General features: G+C 38.3%; 13 protein-coding genes and 1 pseudogene. 9 read left to right on the top strand and 5 right to left on the bottom strand.

Going from position 1 to position 18183, the window contains the following annotated elements; genetic code table 11:
• Positions 1 to 4: 4 nt before the first annotated feature.
• The 4 genes from IPO27_18990 (at position 5) to IPO27_19005 (ending at position 2893) form a co-directional block, all read left to right on the top strand.
• Positions 5 to 559: a hypothetical protein gene (locus IPO27_18990; protein MBK8848507.1), complete on the top strand. Its 555-nt coding sequence runs from the start codon at positions 5 to 7 to the stop codon at positions 557 to 559.
• Positions 560 to 610: 51 nt separating this feature from the next.
• On the top strand, positions 611 to 937 hold the full coding sequence (locus IPO27_18995; GenBank protein MBK8848508.1) for a PKD domain-containing protein: 327 nt from the start codon (positions 611 to 613) through the stop codon (positions 935 to 937).
• A gap of 121 nt (positions 938 to 1058) precedes the next feature.
• Positions 1059 to 1502 carry a hypothetical protein gene (locus IPO27_19000; GenBank protein MBK8848509.1) on the top strand — a complete coding sequence of 148 codons (444 nt, stop codon included), beginning with the start codon at positions 1059 to 1061 and terminating at the stop codon, positions 1500 to 1502.
• A gap of 80 nt (positions 1503 to 1582) precedes the next feature.
• Positions 1583 to 2893 (top strand): serine hydrolase, encoded by a 1311-nt coding sequence (locus IPO27_19005; GenBank protein ID MBK8848510.1) that lies wholly within the window; start codon positions 1583 to 1585, stop codon positions 2891 to 2893.
• A 35-nt stretch (positions 2894 to 2928) separates the two neighbouring features.
• On the opposite strand, the gene IPO27_19010 is transcribed toward IPO27_19005, so the two are convergent.
• Complete coding sequence (locus tag IPO27_19010; protein ID MBK8848511.1) at positions 2929 to 6228, bottom strand: glycoside hydrolase; 3300 nt, start codon at positions 6226 to 6228, stop codon at positions 2929 to 2931.
• 183 nt (positions 6229 to 6411) lie between these two features.
• Here IPO27_19010 and IPO27_19015 point away from each other — a divergent pair, with 183 nt between their 5' ends.
• The 5 genes and pseudogenes from IPO27_19015 to IPO27_19035 all read left to right on the top strand — a co-directional run bounded on the left by IPO27_19015 (position 6412) and on the right by IPO27_19035 (position 11241).
• The gene (locus IPO27_19015; protein MBK8848512.1) at positions 6412 to 6756 is read left to right on the top strand and encodes an MmcQ/YjbR family DNA-binding protein; all 345 of its coding nucleotides are present in this window, start codon (positions 6412 to 6414) and stop codon (positions 6754 to 6756) included.
• 163 nt (positions 6757 to 6919) lie between these two features.
• Entirely contained in the window at positions 6920 to 9763 is a 2844-nt protein-coding gene (locus IPO27_19020) for a hypothetical protein (protein ID MBK8848513.1), read from the top strand.
• Positions 9764 to 9972: 209 nt separating this feature from the next.
• The gene (locus IPO27_19025; GenBank protein MBK8848514.1) at positions 9973 to 10344 is read left to right on the top strand and encodes a VOC family protein; all 372 of its coding nucleotides are present in this window, start codon (positions 9973 to 9975) and stop codon (positions 10342 to 10344) included.
• A gap of 2 nt (positions 10345 to 10346) precedes the next feature.
• Positions 10347 to 10739 carry a DUF1801 domain-containing protein gene (locus IPO27_19030; GenBank protein MBK8848515.1) on the top strand — a complete coding sequence of 131 codons (393 nt, stop codon included), beginning with the start codon at positions 10347 to 10349 and terminating at the stop codon, positions 10737 to 10739.
• 1 nt (position 10740) lies between these two features.
• Positions 10741 to 11241: pseudogene (locus tag IPO27_19035) on the top strand (DUF2200 domain-containing protein).
• Here IPO27_19035 and IPO27_19040 read toward each other — a convergent pair.
• The 4 genes from IPO27_19040 to IPO27_19055 all read right to left on the bottom strand — a co-directional run bounded on the left by IPO27_19040 (position 11152) and on the right by IPO27_19055 (position 18034).
• Positions 11152 to 13149, bottom strand: coding sequence for a helix-hairpin-helix domain-containing protein (locus IPO27_19040; protein MBK8848516.1), 1998 nt, complete (start codon positions 13147 to 13149; stop codon positions 11152 to 11154). The pseudogene IPO27_19035 and the gene IPO27_19040 overlap by 90 nt on opposite strands.
• Positions 13150 to 13231: 82 nt before the next feature.
• The gene (locus IPO27_19045) at positions 13232 to 14050 is read right to left on the bottom strand and encodes a hypothetical protein (GenBank protein ID MBK8848517.1); all 819 of its coding nucleotides are present in this window, start codon (positions 14048 to 14050) and stop codon (positions 13232 to 13234) included.
• Positions 14051 to 14059: 9 nt separating this feature from the next.
• Positions 14060 to 14602, bottom strand: a complete 543-nt coding sequence (gene purE, locus IPO27_19050; protein MBK8848518.1) for a 5-(carboxyamino)imidazole ribonucleotide mutase — start codon at positions 14600 to 14602, stop codon at positions 14060 to 14062.
• Positions 14603 to 14707: 105 nt separating this feature from the next.
• Positions 14708 to 18034, bottom strand: coding sequence for a T9SS type A sorting domain-containing protein (locus tag IPO27_19055; GenBank protein ID MBK8848519.1), 3327 nt, complete (start codon positions 18032 to 18034; stop codon positions 14708 to 14710).
• Positions 18035 to 18183: the final 149 nt, after the last annotated feature.

Consider the following 18183-nt stretch of genomic DNA (forward strand, 5'->3'; position numbering starts at 1 on the left):
TAAAATGAAAGGTGCATTACCTTCACATACCTCAAGTGGCAAAGCAATGGTTGCCGGTGGAACACCATTTTGGAATTCAGTTATTTACTACAATCAAGATAATGGCTATGCCTTTGTTATCATGGCAAATACATGCACTATTGCAGATGAACTTGCATTCAGGATTAAATCAATTATTAAAAATGAGCCCTGCCCTGCTCTGCAGTTTCCTTTTGCTATGACTTTATATAAATCTATAAATGAGCAAGGAATAGATTATGTAAAATCTAATCTAGAGCAAATGGCCAATGCAGCAGGTCTGCCCCTGGATGAGCGATTTTTAAATTTTTTCGGATATCAATATTTAAATGCAGGAGCAAAAGAAGTAGCTTTGAAATTATTTAAACTAAACGTAGATTTATATCCCAAAGTAGCAAATGTTTATGATAGCCTTGGTGAAGCATACCTACTTTCCGATGATAAAACGAATGCATTGAAAAATTATAAAATTGCTTTAGAACTAGATCCTGAAAACGAACGAATAAAGAGCACGATTGCAAAAATTGAAAAGGAACAGTAACATTATAATTGACCTTAACTTTGGTCACAACTTTTTTATAAAACTAATAAGATGCGCAAAGCGAATACCCTCATACTTATAATAACACTAATTTCAAGCTCATGCACTAAGCCTACCAATGCTTGCTTTACTTATACTGCTGATACGCTTGCTATAAACACGCCAATCACATTTAATTCGGGGTGCTCTCAAAATGCGTCTTACTTCCTTTGGAATTTTGTTGATAACACTCTTGACACTACGACCACTAACATTAACATTACACATGCATTTTCGAAGAGCGGGCTTTATCTTATTACCTTAGAGGCAAAACGAAAAGATGGTGCATCATCAGGAAAGGATAATTACTACACCCAGAAAACAATTATAGTTCAGTAATAAAAGCAGACGGCATCAAATGTTCTTTTTTAGATTGCTGCACTTTGGTACTTTTGCATCTAAATAAAAAACAGATTGACCAAGTGTCAATTGATAATATGCTTCGGATAAAATTTATGATATGAATAAATCCACTATTTCGATTCTCTCGTTGTGCATGCTTGCTGCTTGCACTTCGTCTTCAATAAAGGAAAAAATTAATAAAGCCGGTGATGTGGCCGGGCAAACTGCCGGTGAATTTATTGAAGGCGCAACGCAAGGGGTGCAAAAAGCTTTTGATGTAGATATTGCCCTACCCGATGCACTAAAAGATAAAGGAATACAATTTGGAAAGGCCACCGTTTCGAGTGACAGCATAGGCACCGATAATCTATTACATCTTTATGTGATATTTACAAAAGACTTTGACGGAGGCCTGATGGCCAAAGTATTTGATTCGAAGGGAAAAGAAATGGGACGTTCTACTGTTACCTTGAATGGCAAAAAAGATGCGGCTCAGTTTGTAGAATTTCGTTTCGATAAACTCACCAATATTGATAGCTCGAGTGAACTAACGATCGAATAAATAGTAATCATAATTAATCGGACATCTTATTAAACCTTTTATGGTAAGCTTATCTAATCAAAAACTAATCAGTTAATAATATGAGACATCTATTTGCTATTTCTGCGCTTAGCCTTTTCTGTGTATATAACACAACAAGAGCTCAAAGCAATTATTTTCCACCATTAAGCGGAACGGCACTCTGGGATACTGTTTCGCCTGCTTCGTTAGGTTGGTGCTTAAACGAGATTGACACGTTGTACGATTTTTTGCAAAAGGAAGACACCAAAGGCTTCATGGTTTTAAAAGATGGTAAAATTGTTTTAGAAAAATATTTCGGCACGTTCACTGCAGATAGCTTATGGTACTGGGCTTCTGCAGGAAAAACCATAACAGCTTTTCTGGTAGGCAAAGCGCAGGAAGAAAATTTTTTAGATATCACCGATACAACCTCCACTTATTTAGGAACCGGCTGGACAAGTTGCTTACCAAGTCAGGAAGAAAAAATATCCATTCAGCATCAGCTGACAATGACCACAGGACTAGATGATGGTGTGCCCGACAATCACTGCACTTATGATACATGCCTGACTTACTTAGCAGACCCTGGCGCACGTTGGGCATATCATAACGCACCATACACGCTGCTCGAAGGTGTCATTAATAATGCTACCGGAACTCCTATTAATACGTACACGCAAACACGCTTAAAAAACCAAACAGGCATGACTGGTTTTTGGGCATTTAGCGGATTTAATAATGTGTTCTATAGTAAAGTTAGAAGCATGGCCCGCTTTGGATTATTAATTCAAAACAACTGCATCTGGGATGGCGACACGTTGCTTCATGATGCAAACTATGTTCAGGCAATGACCAGCACTTCGCAAAATTTAAACCTTTCATACGGCTATCTTTGGTGGCTTAATGGCAAGGCTTCGTTCATGGTGCCAACATCGCAAATTGTTTTCCCTGGTTCATATGCACCGGATGCTCCAGCCGATATGTTTGCCGCTTTAGGCAAAGATGGTCAGATATTGAGTATATCGAAAAGTACCGGACTGGTAGTGGTAAGAATGGGAATGCAGGCGGGAAGTAACCCAGTTACAATAACCTTGTGTAACGATATTTGGAAAAAACTTAATGCTGCTATGTGTGGTTCATCATCGATAATCGATGATGATTTGAACAATAACCATTTTTCAATTTACCCCAATCCGGCAACTAACGAAATTTCGCTTGACTTCTCACCTAAAGAAAACACTACCATAGTGATTACAAATTCAGTTGGAAAAGTAGTTCTAGAAAAACAAAATCAAAACAAGATTGATATTTCAGAATTAACCGGTGGTTTCTATATCGTTACGGTTATACATGGAGCAAAATCTTACACCTCCAAACTTATTAAGCAGTAGCATTATTGTCCGCTAGAAGTAATCCTTCAAAAGAACTACCACCCTGCCTTCAACTCCACTTCAACTAATTCAAATGGAGCAAACTCCATTTGATTTGATGGGTTGTTTTGCGCTACATACTTTTTGCTGTTTGATATAAAAGTGAAATTAAATTTTTGTTGGCTTGGCTCGGGATTATACAAGCGCATTTTATAACCCATGTTAATGGGCTCAAGGCATCGCACAATTATTTTATCATTACTACTTTCAAAAACTGTTGAAGGAAGTTTCTCATCATTGCTTATGCTAAAAACAACAATTGGTTGCAGCACTTCTAAGGCTGACTTTTCTTGTTCGGCATGCGCTAATTTAGCATGAGGGTTAATCACATAACGAAAACGCATGTAACCTCCCTGACTTGCTTTATAGTTGGTGTGCCAATAATTATTCATAAGGTAGCTATGCCAGGTACTTGTTGGTTGCGCATGCTCCTTCCATTTCTTATGCGCCTGGTCTATCACCAACCGCTCGTCCATCAAACTATCGGGGCAAAGCATGGCGGATTCTATTGTTATTAATTGCACTCCGGCATTCTCGCCTGAAGCATCAAGCCATCTTTTATTACAAACAAAATCAAGATTAGAACCAGGCAGTTGATCCTTCAAATAATGAAGTGTACCATATCCCGCATCAGCAGTCACACTATTAAATCCATTCGCAAAAGGAAAACTGAAATAAGCAGCTTCTTTAGTCATCACTTCTTTTTTTTCTAAATAATTTTCTACATACACTTTATCATCTCCGCTGTATATAGTGATATAGGCGGTAAGTTTAGTAACCACATCATGCTCACCGGTAATGCATAGTGTAGCTTTAATTGGTCCATCATCCATTATTTCAACTTTCACATTGCGCAAGTTTGTTGCCATAGCAGGGTCAAGGCCGGGCACGTAACAAAAATTATTTATACCTGCATTATTAAACTTGCCGGTATAGTTGCTCAAGTCCTTTCCTAGTATGGCTATACTTCCATTAACTTTATCTGCACGTACAGTAATCAATCCATTCGAAATACTATTATCATCTACCACTATCGCATTCCTTTCTTGAATACGCGATTCGGCTAATGTAAAATACTTTGTTTCGAAAGGAAGTAGTTTATCAATAACAAATACCTTCTGATTGTTTGCAAGCGATTGAACAGGTAATATTTTTCCATTCTCATCCATAACTGAGTTTACATTTAAGCTTGAGGCAAATGTAACAGCCCCATTACGTTGCCAGTTAAGTGTATTTACTATTGCTATTTTTTTGCTTGTAGAAATTGACGCTTCGGGAGCAATGGCATTCCACAATACTGCAATTTTTGCATCACCATTTGTTTGAAACTCCTTCTTTATTCGCCATTGCTCCTTTACAAAATCAATTCCCGGTTCGCTAATGCTATTATGCGCACCCCATGTATGTTCATGAAACATTAGTACATCACGCCATGCCTCATAAAATTTTTGCTCCTCAAATTTTTCAGGAGCTAGTAACGAATACATATTTGTTAACTGCTGTAGCTTCAAACTATTCACTCTATTCACACCTTCTTCGTGCGCAGTAGATGTAGCACCATCTTCCCAATAGGGTGTTATATCCCCTTTTACAACAGGTAAGTTTTTACCATACATACTTTCAAATTTTTGAAAAAGCTTATCGGTAGTATTTAAAATAATAATTGGCGATTGATATTTTTCGTTCCACTGTTTTACAAAATCACTAATGGTAGAATCAATAGGTGCATTGTCGGCAACACAGTTGTAGCGCCATTGAATAAGTTGATAGGGATATTTTTTTTCTGTTAATTCGTTGAGGTAGGCAGCAATTCTTTTGCTGCCCCGATTAAAAATAGCTCCGGGCGCAAACCCATGCCACGATGAATAACCACGACCTGCCGTCCAGAATAATAATTTTTCATTTCCGCCAGGTGATTGCCACCACACCGGTTTATCGCCCCATGTTTTTGCAAAGTGCCCTACCCTATCTCCCATATATGGATGATTTGCTCCCATATAATTTGGTCCACTCGAAAAATATTTTATCCCTCGCTTGGCAAAGCCAGTCACTATATCCCATGTATGTCCGGGAATATCAGAAATCATAGCGCTATTTATTTCAACTCCATAGTCCTTTTCGAGTTGTTGTGCATAATCGGTGTAATGAAAAACTTCATCACCTACACTTAGTCCGGTTAATATATTAGCATACATAGCCGAGAGTCCAATGCTCCCCGATTTTACGGCAGAAATAAATTCTTCCTTTTCTTGTGCGGTTGCTTTTTGCATAAAGTTTTCTACAGCCCACAGCGATTCAATGTTCCAACGGAACCTGGCAGCATCGGGATAGTTTGCCGTTTGTTTAATCATACGCAATGCATCGTAAATATTTTTGGTATGTATACGTTCAACCTCCGGTTGCAAATGCGAATAGCCAATGTCGGTATGGGAGTGATGTATAAAATGTATCTCACGCTTTACCACCGGCTCAATCGTAATGCTATCGTTTTTTAGAATGGTTATCCCGCACTTTATTAATAGATGTACGCTGGTTTTTTTGTTTACAGCATCCACTGGTATGTCATAAGCAGTAATACCATCATTAAGTTGATGCTCATATTTATTTTTTCCATTTACAATTATCTGCAATTGCTCTTTGTTACCAAAATGCAACACAGTAAGCATTAATACCTGCTGTCCGCTTTTAAGTAAAAAAGGCATGGGCATTATATCAGCTTTTTCTTCAAATGCATATTTGAAGGTCATGTACCAATCGTTGCTTTGTTGCGCCTGCCCTATTACCTTTAGTGCAAGCGGTTTTCCTGTTGTAACTCGGTTGCTGGGAACACGCAAGTAACAAATGCCATGTGCATCATTTACCGCATCGGATAGCGACTGCTCAAATATTAAACTCGTGCTATCGTTAGCAGTGAATTGCCAAACAGGATTCTTATTACCTGCCTGGGTGCTGAAAGTAAGAACCTTTATATTATCAATATACAAATCGAAAAAGCGTTGGCCTTTACTTGTCCCTGTTGAGTGTGCTGCCACCCAACGGAAATATACATACTCATCTTTTTGTTGTTGAGCAACAGAAGCCGTAAGCCATTCTATTTCCTTCTTACCATCGGTGCATCTTGTAAGCAACGATTGATTCACATAATCGGGATAGGCTGAAGTGTAAGTAAGCACTTCGCCAGTTACCGATGTTTGGTAACCACTTAACCAGTTGATATTTTTCTTAAAAAATAATTGGGCATTTAAATCATAATTAAATACACCTACCAACACTAACAATAAATAAAATGCTCTCATCAAAATAAATATTTCTTTCCAAATATAGAAAAGAAATGTGCAAGCAGGTTTTTATTTGATTTTACTTTTTGACTTCTTGCAGGTATAAATAAAAAAGTGCATAAAACTTAATGAGAAGAATCATTGCATCCTGTATTTATGATTTTTACTTTTACATGCTTTAGCAAAAATAATAATCAGCAAATGGTTTCTATTGATAACCTCCGAAAGTTGGCGCTTTCGTTTCCGGAAGTGACCGAAGAACCGCACTTTGATAAAACCTCCTTCAGGGTAAAGAAAAAAATATTTGCTACATACGATGCACAAAATAACTGCGCATGTATTAAACTGAATATGAATGATCAACATGTTTTTTCAATAGCTGGAACTCATATCGCTCCGGTTGACAATAAATGGGGTAAGCAAGGCTGGACATTAATTGAAATGCGCAAGGTGCATAAGGACTTATTTAAAGATGCGCTAACTACAGCTTATTGTGAGGTTGCACCAGCTAAGTTGGCCTTATTAGTGCGAGCAAATAACAAATAATAATAATGCAGAAATGATTAAACAAATTGGTTGTGTTTCGTTTTACAACTTCCAATAGACTCAATTAAACAAGACGCATTTAAATTGGACAAAAACAAATTTCATCTTCTTCGCTTATGACATACAAAACAATCGAAAGCCCAACCACTAAATATTTTCCACTATGAGTGACACACAATCATCGTCAACCATCAAAAACAAGTACACAGGAATAAAGGCTGAACTTAAAACGTTGATCGAAGAAACAACATCATCATTAAGCAACACTGTAAATGATAAAAACATACTGAAAGATTCTTTCAGCAAATTGACTTCGTTTGAAATTATAACATGGGAAGACAGGCTTGAAGTATTAAGTGCTTATGTTAAACTTTGCGATTTATACGCAACCTATTTGCCTCAAGACGAGGATGTGCAATCAATTGCGGATCTACGAAATAAATTTGCACAAACCATACAAGTCTTGTTTGGTGAAGATTCATTGCACTTAAAGGTGTTGGTAATTGTGGCCGAAGTAACAGATCAAATAAAACAACAACTAAATCCTGATCAGGTATTTGATTCGGCTTTTGATAAGCTTTCGAATTTGGAACTAAACGAGAATGAAGTAAGCGCTACAATAGTTTCTAAAGGAATAATACAATTACTTGCAATTAAAATTGCTATAGATTGGTTTAAAACGCTTGCATCAACCGATAAGATTGAAGACCCAATTACAAATCTATTTTTAGGATTAGTGCAACACCTTAATGCAAATGGATTTGATAAGAAAGAAATACTACATGTGTTTGATGAAGTAGAGCAACTAAACGAAAAACATGCGTACGACTTTAAAGTATACTCGGAAACACTAATAAAAATATATGGCTGGAGCATACTTTATGATCCTCATTCCGCTCCATCGTTAGAAAAAATAGAAGCAAAAGTATTTGAACTTATAACACCTTACCTGCAACAAAAAAAGAATGAACTATCTGCCAAGGCAACATCAACCGGCTTGAGCAAAAGTCCGGATAAAATTCTATTGGACTTTAAAGAAATTGTTGCCCGCGATGGGTTTAGCGAATATGCCCTAAACGAAGCAATCACAGCCATTAAGCAATTGCCTCAAAAAACGTTGGAGGAGATAGAAACGCTAATGCTTACTATGAACGCATTGATTGATGCTGCTATCCCCATTGCACCGCAAAATGTTGTGGACATGTTGAATATACTAAAAACCAATTTTGCCAACATGTTTAATGCAAGTGACAGCGAATACTCTTCACTTACGGTGTCTGAATTTAAAAATGCTTGCGAAACCATTGTAAAAAATCATAATAAAAGTATTGCTGACGGAGTTGCTGCAGAAGCTGCCTTTATAGACTCATTAATGAAGTTACAGTTTCTTGCACCACGATTACCAAAAGAAAATTCTACTGAAAAAGAAGATGAGGAAATCATTGCCATCTTTCTTCGTTCTATGCTAACTATCGTAAAATCATTAAAAGAACTTGTTCCGCCTGAACGACTAGAACTATGGGCTGGCCTTCAACCAATGTTTAAGATACTGGACGAGGCTCCCGAAATTATGCATAATAGTGAATTGGAAAATGACATACTTATACAGCGGCTAGGAGAACAAACAAAGCGATTGATCTATAGCAGCGCTTATATACCGGTGGCTCCCGAAGGCCATAGCATTCCTCAGGTAAAGCAATTTAACGAATTGCTTCCTGCCCTTGCCAGTAGGTTTGGAAAACTACAAATCGAAAATGACAGTGAAGATAAAATTGAATTTGACAGATTAAGTGAGCACTTAAGTGATGTAGGCAGATTGCTTGGCTCAGCCTACACGCTAGATCAACTTTTACAACATCAGAAAATGAGTTTTCGCAGAATGGCAATTGAGTTAGGCCAATTTGAACGAAGGTATATGCTCATGTTGATAAAACCCATATTTCCGGCTAATGAAGTTACCTTTAATGCAAATGCAGTTTTCTTTTCAGGCTCTGGCGAAGTGTCCGCCTTAGTAGCGGAAGCATGCAATGAGTTGCAGATGATCGTTTCGCAACGAAATATAACCGACAATTATGTAAACGCACGTTGGCAACAACTACGCGAAAGTGCACTTGCCATTTTTGATTACTCCAATTATAATCCGGCCGTTGCTGATCCAAGTGAACAGGATAATGTAAATATACCTGAGCAAGATGAAATTCTTGCTGCTGCAGGCCCCATTGCAAATGTTGCTTACGAAAATGGTTGGGCTTATGTATTCGGCAAGCCATTGGTAATTATCATGCAACGAGATCAAACGCTACCGTTCGATGTTGACATAGAGCCGGTAGTATTGCAACATGATGGCAACGATGCCAGTCGCATACTGGCAGCTATACAAATTGCTTTGTATAGCGTAAGCAGAGCAACACAAAACTCCTGCATTCCGGAAACGATTAATTTTTTGAAAGTAAAATATGCTGGTATAAAAGACAAAAAAATAAGCTCAATGCTGAACGGGCTCGAAGATTCGCTTGATGCAACGCATGTAAGGCTGACCATTTCAGTCATGCTTGAGAAAATGCAAAATCATAATCACATGATTATACTACCAGCTTTTCCCGGTGCTTATCCCGATGAAAAAAGTAAACTGGTATTCCATATAACGGCTTTTCGAAAGTGGAGTATAAACACTCAAGAAATTGCAAAAGCAATTTGCACAAAACGAAACCTTGAATATAAAATTGGTTATGAGCGTCTTAATCCGAATATACTTGCCTCCATTTGGAAAGACATATGTCAATCATCATTTGTTATAGCCGACTTAACAAACTTAAACCCTAATGCAACACTAGAATTGGCAATGGCGCAGGCAGTAGGATGTCCTACACTTATCATATCGCAACACAAAGAGTTGCATAAATACTTTTTGCCTGTACAAAAAATGCGTACGCATTTTTACGATTCCACAAAATCAAATCAAGAGCTATCGCTGTTGTTGGAAAATTTTTTTGATGGGATTGAATAATAATTAGACTGCTCTTTCATTTGAAGAGTCTTTGAAATCATAAATAATTACAACGTGCACTAAGCATCTTCATTTCTAAGATGAGATGCCAATTAACCCAATGTAGCACAAAACCAATTAGCATGAGATTCAATGGAACTTTAAAATAACTTAATTATCACAACTATATTTCATACTATTGCTTACGAAACTTTAAAAATCGAAAAGGTATGAAACTAGGAGCGTTTTCAATTAGTCTTGCTGTAAAAGACATTCATAAATCAAAAACATTTTATGAGGCATTGGGATTTACAGTGCTTGGCGGCAACATTGATCAGAAGTGGATTATACTAAAGAATGAAAATTCAATCATTGGTTTGTTTGAAGGGATGTTTGACAAAAACATAATCACTTTTAATCCGGGCTGGGACGAAAACGCCCAGAATCTTGAAACCTTTGATGATGTGCGCAGCATACAAAAGCATCTGAAAGAATGTGGTATTGCACTCACTGCCGAGACCGATGAAAGCACCGTTGGGCCTGCTCATTTAACGCTAACCGATCCGGATGGTAATCAAATTTTAATAGACCAACATCGCTAACAATGAATGCTGACATTAACGAATATAACTTGCGGCAGTCGGTTACTGATCAGTTAATCTGCACTAAGCTTGCCGAAATAATTGACAATGCACTTAAGAAAGCTACATGTAAAATATGGCATGCACACCCTGTATGGTTTATCGATGACAACCCAATTGTTGGATATAGCAAACAGAAAGCAGGAATCAGACTAATGTTTTGGAGTGGTGTCGACTTTGAAGAGGATGGACTAAATGTTACAGGAGGAAAATTTAAAGATGCATCTGTTTTTTATAATGAGGTAAATGAAATTAAAATAACCACGCTAAAACGATGGTTGAAAAAGTCGGAAAACATACAATGGGATTATAAAAACATTGTAAAGCGCAAAGGAAAACTTGAACGACTTAAATAAAATGACTACTTCAACTGAACATAACGCACGCATTGCAAAAATGACATTTGCATCTGTTTACCCGCACTATGTAACTAAAGTAGTTAGCAAGGGCAGAACGATAGAAGAATTGCATCAAGTTATTTTTTGGCTAACCTGATTCGACACAAATACACTACAAAAACAAATAGCTGAATAGGTGACATTCGAAATTTTTTTCGCCAGAGCGAAAATAAATCCAAATGCGCATCTCATAACCGGAATGATCTGTGGCTACCGTATTGAAAAAATAGAAAATCCACTTACCAGACAAGCAAGGTATTTAGATAAGCTTGTTGACGAACTGGCAAAAGGAAAAAATGGAAAATATTTCAAGAACAAATTAAAACTAAAAATATATTTCGAATATTGCTTGCAACCCCTGATTAAATTATCAAAACTCCCACGTCAAGGCAATTCGCAAGTCATTGCGTATGTTGCCATCAATGGCATCATTGCCGCTGCCAATGGCAGTAATGTTTGAATAGGTTGTGTTAGAATAACGTACAAATAAATCAATGGCCTTATTTACTTTATACCTAACGTTGACATAGTATCTTGAGCCTCGGTTATAATATGCCGGAATAGAAAATGTTCCGTAAATATCGCTTTCATAGGCATAGATGCGAGCGTTGTAACTTCTCGAATCAAACAATATATAACGTGCTGTAAATGATAGAGGAAACGAAAATGGTTTGAAAGTAATATCCTGCATAATGGCAAAACCGGTTTCCTCATTCTTATCTAGTATAACCTTTATCCACTCAGCACGTGTATGCACCGAAAAGGATTGTGTAATTTTATATGTTACATTAAAGCGATAATTATGCTGATCAAAATTTACAAGGTAAGGTTGATACTCGCTAACTCCTGAAACGGTATTCTGTTGTTTCAATTGATTGCGATACCTGAAATAGAAATCAAGCTTACGTGAAGGTGTATAATTTACCTGACCCAGCATTTCATAACCTGACGAAGGAGCATCAACACTAAAGCGCAACCATGGGAATTGAAAAATATCAATATAGCCACTGAAAGTAAACGCTCTTACGGGCCTTGCATTTATGCCGATGTAGAATCCCTTTTCGTTAAAAGTACTGCTCTCGCGAATCGGGTTACTTGCAACCGGAATAAACTTCAATCCATAATCGCGATAAACGATAGCTGCCGATAATTTTGGATCAAGACTAACCATCAATCCATGCAGCATCGCTGAGGCTTGGGCAGTAAACGAGTAAGCCATTTCGCCAAAAAATAATTTATTGCCTGCAACCATTTTATAATCAATAGCAGCATTAGTTGCTTTACTACCAGTAAACTGAAACTGATTATACAAATCAACATTGCGTCTAAACTCTTTATCGTACTGTATGCTACTAAGGGTACCTCCTATTTCTCCACTTTTATTTTTATAGGTAATGTGTGTGCCATATAAAGTTTGCTCAAGTGCATTCTTATCATCCAATTCGCTTTGCGTACGATGCAAACCAGAGGTCAATAAACTTGAAAAAGCAACTTCATTGTCGGCAGAATCATTGGGAACAATAAGATTTGCATCCACCTTTCGTCTGCTTGCAAAAAAATCAAATTGAAATTTGGAAAGTTCAAATGCAAAAGCAACTCCACGATTATACTGTAACTCATTGACCGAAGTATAGGGAGTAATACCTCGGGCATTTCGAACAATGGTGGCAATATCATTGGTCTTGCCAAAGGCAAGACCTGTCCACAAACCTAATCCTTGTCCATATGCTAGTTGAAAATCGCCTAAGGCAATCACTTTAAATTTCCATACCTCTTTGAGAAAAAGATGGGCCGAATAAAAATCGAATCCATTTTTTTGCGAGCCCTTAAAAAACTCTTCGCCCGGATCTTTTTCGGCTGTAATTCCAAAACTATATTTTTTTGAGTAGCTCTGCCGGTATCGCACATAAAAATTTTGTGGCGACCCCAAGTAGGTGCTATTACCTGTCGAATCTTTCTCATACCCTGATGTACGCGTTAGCACACGTGTGCTGCGTATGAGCAATTGCTTCTTACTGCGGCTCAACATTTCTTCAAGAGAAATGGTAACACGATCTTTTTCGCCTGCATATAAAAAAGGTTGCAGCAATCTGATAATCTCCAATTCAAATGCATTAATGGACTGCAGTTCTTCAATGGTTACAAAATTGCCAAACTTCTCACGGTGCTTTATGATGGCTAATATCTGCAATTGCGAAAGAAGACCAAGATCATCAAGTTCATCGCGTGTGGCAGTGTTTATATTGATAGGCTCCTTTAAATATCCTTCTAACTTAATTTGCAACTCTTCAAAATCTATACCTTCTGCCCCATCCTGCTCACCAAGTCGTTCAATGTTCAACTCAATTTGCTGAATAGCGTTCTCCATTTTGCGCTGCGCTAAGCTATTTTGCACCAAACAAATTAGCGCTAACGGTAATAATATATTTTGAAGAGTAAATTTCACGTAATTAATTTATACCATAACTTAAACCAACCACAGGCGAATACCCCAGTACCGGATGATAACTAGAAGCAAAATCAATGCGCCATTTATTTAGCGCATATCCAACCCCAAACGAAAATGCAGCGGGCTTGCCTTTTACTCCAACCATTACACTCAATTGTTTTAATGGCCTATACTCTACACCAAGTTTAAGTTGATTGGGCTGATCAAGATTTTTCTCTGTTTCTACATTCACTGCAACTTTAATGTTGGGCTGCCACCTCGCTCCTACTCTGATAATGGTTGGTATGCGTTCGTTATTATACTCAGCCAGCGAAGTATTTGTAAGATTGAAAACATTAAAACCCATCGAAAAAGTTTCGGACGTTTTATAAAACATATTTAAAGATGCTGCTAAAGCACCTTTGTTTCCATAATACTCATCGCCAAGGTTAACCCTTATATAATGAAACTGCATTCCCCCACTCAGTTTTTCGCTAAGTACCCGTGCATAACTTAATGTGGCTATCTGCTCGTTGTAAAGCGAAAATCCAAATTGTGAAAAAGACAAACCAAACGTTCCAATCTTTTCTTTGCCATAACTAAAAGCAAAGCTGTTAGTTGCCAGTTGTTTCATTCCGAAGCGGTAATCGAGGGCTGCTGCAAGTCGCAAGCCGGGCGTAATAGCTCCAGCGGCAGGATTATTAAAAACAGAAAATGCATCGTTAACACAAATGGTAGCACCGGATAATGCCGCATCGCGACCACCGGCATGCGTTGTATAATTACCAGCATATACATGCATGGTTAACAACGAAATTGCAAGGAGTACTATTTTTTTCATACAATAAAATCAAGCCAGGTTATCAGGAATGGGAATAGAATCAGGCAGAGGTTCGCTTTTTTTTGATTTAAGCACCTTGTCGCGTAATTCGTTTTTAAAGTCACGCAATTGTTGCGCTATTTTTTCATCACTTAAAGATAATATTTGCGCTGCAAGGATACCGGCATTTTGGGCAGCGTTTAAAGCAACGGTAGCTACCGGCACCCCATTGGGCATTTGTAAGATAGAAAGCATAGAGTCCCATCCATCAATGGAATTAGACGATTTTACAGGAACACCAATAACAGGAAGTGTGGTTAGCGAAGCAACCATACCCGGCAAGTGTGCTGCCCCTCCCGCTCCTGCAATAATTACCTTTAAACCTCGACCTCGGGCGGTAAAGGCATAATTATACATATGTTCGGGAGTGCGGTGGGCACTCACTATTTCCATCTCGTGGGGAATTCCAAAGCGCAATAGTATATCTGATGCGGCTTGCATGATGGCCTTGTCGCTTTCGCTGCCCATTATTACTCCTACTACGGGATCTACTTCTTTTTCCGGTTTACGCATTTTTACATATTTGTTGGTTTGGCTAATGTAGTACTATTTAATATTTAATGGAAAATAAAAATGCCCCATCAGGGGCATTCTATATAAATTCGATATTGCTTAATTTTATTGCTTCACCAACTTCACTACCCGCTTACTATTTTGTCCATCTGTAATTTGCATAAAGTACACTCCCGATTCTAACCGCGAAATATCAAATTGCTGATTCAGCTGACTCATCGTTTCTTGTTTTACCATACGACCATGCAAATCAAACAATTCAATTGTTCTGTTTGAAAGTGTAATGCAATTCAAATTTACAAATCCATTAGCAGGATTAGGATTTAATACACACTCCTGATTTTGCAATTCGTTTATTCCTATTCCAGATAAAGCACCCAGATTGATATTATCGAGATATAAATTATTCCCTCCGGCTGAATATGCTTCAAACTTAAACATCACTTGAGATTTACCTGCATACTGATTGATGCTAACTACTTCTTTGCGCCAATCCCAACTAACAGGAATAAATTGTGTACTTAAAAATGCATTGTATGTTTTAAGCCCCGAGCCTCCCTTTGCGTATACTTTTGAATAGGTAAGTCCACAATCATCAGAAGCATATACAATGAGCGAATCATTATTGTTTGGCAACTGCCGCGCATAGGCTACATCAAAGCTAAGTTCGGCAGTAGTTAATGCTGAAAAGTCATAATTATCTGTTACAAAAAAATCGCGTGTTGCAGTATTATAATTTCCAAAATTCTTATACATGGCGCTTTTCGAGCTTTGTGCAAACCCTCCGGCAACATTGGTTTGTACCCAGGTCATATCAATATCCGGGTTAGTCAACGCCCATGTTGCTGGCAACATGGTATTGCCCTCAAAGTCGTGTGCAAAAGGAAGCGCTACTGAAGCTGAAGAAACTTCTATTAATGCCGTTTTAATAACACTATCATTACCGGCACTGTTTTGTGCAACTAATTTTACATCATAAATTCCATCCGTATTATAAGTAACGGTAACTGTATCCGTAGTGGCCGTTGCTGGCGTGCCTCCGCTAAACACCCATTGGAATGAGGTTGGAGCTTCAGTGCTGTTATCACTAAAAAATACGGACTGCCCTGTGCAAATTTTAATTCTTGATGCAGTAAAATCTACTACAGGTTTTGATAGTGTATATAACTCAGATTCCCATACCCCACGACCATACGTGGCAGCACGAATTTTATTTGCCGGATAAACAATTTCCAGTTCACGTACAATTACATTAGGCAAGCCAGTCATAAACGACTGCCAATTTTTTAAGCTTACATTTTTATAAAAAATACCTGCATCGGTGCCAATATACAAACCATCGCTGCCGCCATTTTCATAAATAATACAATTAACTGGAATGTTTGGAAGGTTGCCTGTTATATTGGTCCAGGTAGCACCGCCATCATTAGTTTCAAAAACCTTTGCTCCCTTTATATAGCCGGAACAAGTTACCCACATACGTAGTGGGTTGGTTGGATGAAACCATGCGTAGGTAAAGTTGGTATTACCATTCGGAATATTCTGACTGACATTGGTCCAGGTGGTACCACCATTGCTTGTTTTTAAAAGTGTACTTTGTCGTCCACATATAATATGATTGCTATCACTGGGGCTTACATGCAATAATGTTAAATTGCCACCACTAAGATTGCTGATTTTGGTAGAAGTGCTTCCATTATTGGTACTGCGATATACTTCAGAATAACCTACATATAACGTGCCCCCGGGTGTCATTACAAAAGGAGTTACCCAATCGCCAGTACCATTCAGGTTGCCTAATATGTTTGAAAAACTTGCACCACTATTAGTAGAGCGCCCTATGCTTCCATACTGACTTGCCGAGAAAAGAATACTCGTATTGGTAGTGTGTATTAACTGCTCCATGCCATCGCCACCTCGCATATATTTCCATGTATTATTAAGCCTGCGCGAAGAGTTGTTGTCCTGTGCGCCAGCCATAATCATATCCGAATTTAATTGTGAACATGACAGGCGATAGAATTGAGTAATCTCAATTCCCGAAGTTAAATCGGTCCAAGTATTACCATCATCGGTTGAACGATAAACACCACCATCATTGCTACTGTAAAGGTTGCTGCCAAAATATTCGAGATTATGAATATCGGCATGCACCAGAGCAACACCATTGCTACCTTGCCAATGCCCTTTGCATGCCCAAGAGCTGCCCCCATTTGTGCTGCGCCAGGTATTGACTCCACCTACAAAAACCATTTCGGCATTCACAGGCGAGGCACAAATAGCAAGGTCGTACCAGGCCTGCCCACCATTATCATTACCAGTCACACTCCACCCTAATAGATTAGGTGTTGACGAACGCATGGTAAAGCTAGTGCCATCGTTGGTACTGCGATACAATCCTTCGAAACCCTGACTGCCAGCTTCGCCCGCAACCAGATATACATAAGAAGCATTTGCAGGAGTTACGGCAATTGCCAAACGGCTTACTGCATTGGTAGCAGGCAATCCAGTTGTTATGGTAACCCAGGAAGTGCCACCATCAGTAGTTTTAAAAAACTGTCCATCATTAACTGCGTATATCGTATTGGGGTCACCGGGTTTATATTCGATATCACGATAATCGCCTTTCCTAATTTCGTTCCAGGTTATACCGCCATCCGTGGTTTTATATAATCCAATGTTGGTTGCTGCTAACAATTCATCATAGTTGGTTGGGTGCATTACTAATTTACGTGTAAGGCGGGCTTTGCTTGTTCCAAAATTTAAACCGGTAAGGTTCCAACTTTGACCGCCATCTATGGATTTTACTACTCCTAATCCATAGGTGTCGCCAGCTTCGCCATCTCCTGAAGCTGCATAAATTATTTGCGAATTCTGTGGATGTATAACTGTATTGCTAAAACCGAGCACCGGAAAACCATCAGTGTTGGTTTCCCAGTTTACACCGCCATTGGATGTGGTCCAAATACCTCCGGAGGCCGAAGCAACAACCAAATAATTACTATTACCCACTGCCTGTGCTGTTCCATTAATGCGGCCAAGTCCTTTTACAGTATTGTTGGCATCTTTAAGAGTAGGACCCAACGGCACCCATGCACCGCTTGATTTTGAAAGCAAATTCTGATTGCTGAATTTTTGCATCTCTTCATAAATCATCATTGGGTTTGGCAGCTTGCCCGATGGCGCTAGCCGCTCTTCCATAAAATATTCCCAACGCTTAAATATCTGGAACCCTCCTTCTTCTTCTTCGGTAAGTGCTTTGCGTACATTCTTACGCATTTGTTTTTCTTGCTTGCTAAAGATGGAAGCATACTTCTTTTGAACATCGTAAAAATTAGCATTCTCCTTTAGCATGTCTTCACGCCATGATTGCGATTTGATTGTTGTTACACCCATAATGCATAGCATTATGACAACATACATTTTCTTCATTCTATAAATAATTTTTGATATGGCAAAGATAGAAAGCTAAGGCAATTTATTGTTGTTAAATTATGCTAATTTGAATTTCTAATTTACAATTACGAATTACGAACTAGGAATACCAATATGAATTACGAATTGGGAAAACCAATACTAAG

The sequence above is a fragment of the Bacteroidota bacterium genome, from assembly GCA_016714535.1.
Classification (GTDB): Bacteria; Bacteroidota; Bacteroidia; order AKYH767-A; family OLB10; genus JADKFV01.

Excerpts from the sequence above, each read along its gene's own strand:
- IPO27_18990 (MBK8848507.1), top strand. The coding sequence starts at position 5 with ATGAAAGGTGCATTACCTTCACATACCTCAAGTGGCAAAGCAATGGTT.
- IPO27_18995 (MBK8848508.1), top strand. The coding sequence starts at position 611 with ATGCGCAAAGCGAATACCCTCATACTTATAATAACACTAATTTCAAGC.
- IPO27_19000 (MBK8848509.1), top strand. The coding sequence starts at position 1,059 with ATGAATAAATCCACTATTTCGATTCTCTCGTTGTGCATGCTTGCTGCT.
- IPO27_19005 (MBK8848510.1), top strand. The coding sequence starts at position 1,583 with ATGAGACATCTATTTGCTATTTCTGCGCTTAGCCTTTTCTGTGTATAT.
- IPO27_19010 (MBK8848511.1), bottom strand. The coding sequence starts at position 6,228 with ATGAGAGCATTTTATTTATTGTTAGTGTTGGTAGGTGTATTTAATTAT.
- IPO27_19015 (MBK8848512.1), top strand. The coding sequence starts at position 6,412 with ATGGTTTCTATTGATAACCTCCGAAAGTTGGCGCTTTCGTTTCCGGAA.
- IPO27_19020 (MBK8848513.1), top strand. The coding sequence starts at position 6,920 with ATGAGTGACACACAATCATCGTCAACCATCAAAAACAAGTACACAGGA.
- IPO27_19025 (MBK8848514.1), top strand. The coding sequence starts at position 9,973 with ATGAAACTAGGAGCGTTTTCAATTAGTCTTGCTGTAAAAGACATTCAT.
- IPO27_19030 (MBK8848515.1), top strand. The coding sequence starts at position 10,347 with ATGAATGCTGACATTAACGAATATAACTTGCGGCAGTCGGTTACTGAT.
- IPO27_19040 (MBK8848516.1), bottom strand. The coding sequence starts at position 13,149 with ATGGAGAACGCTATTCAGCAAATTGAGTTGAACATTGAACGACTTGGT.
- IPO27_19045 (MBK8848517.1), bottom strand. The coding sequence starts at position 14,050 with ATGAAAAAAATAGTACTCCTTGCAATTTCGTTGTTAACCATGCATGTA.
- purE (MBK8848518.1), bottom strand. The coding sequence starts at position 14,602 with ATGCGTAAACCGGAAAAAGAAGTAGATCCCGTAGTAGGAGTAATAATG.
- IPO27_19055 (MBK8848519.1), bottom strand. The coding sequence starts at position 18,034 with ATGAAGAAAATGTATGTTGTCATAATGCTATGCATTATGGGTGTAACA.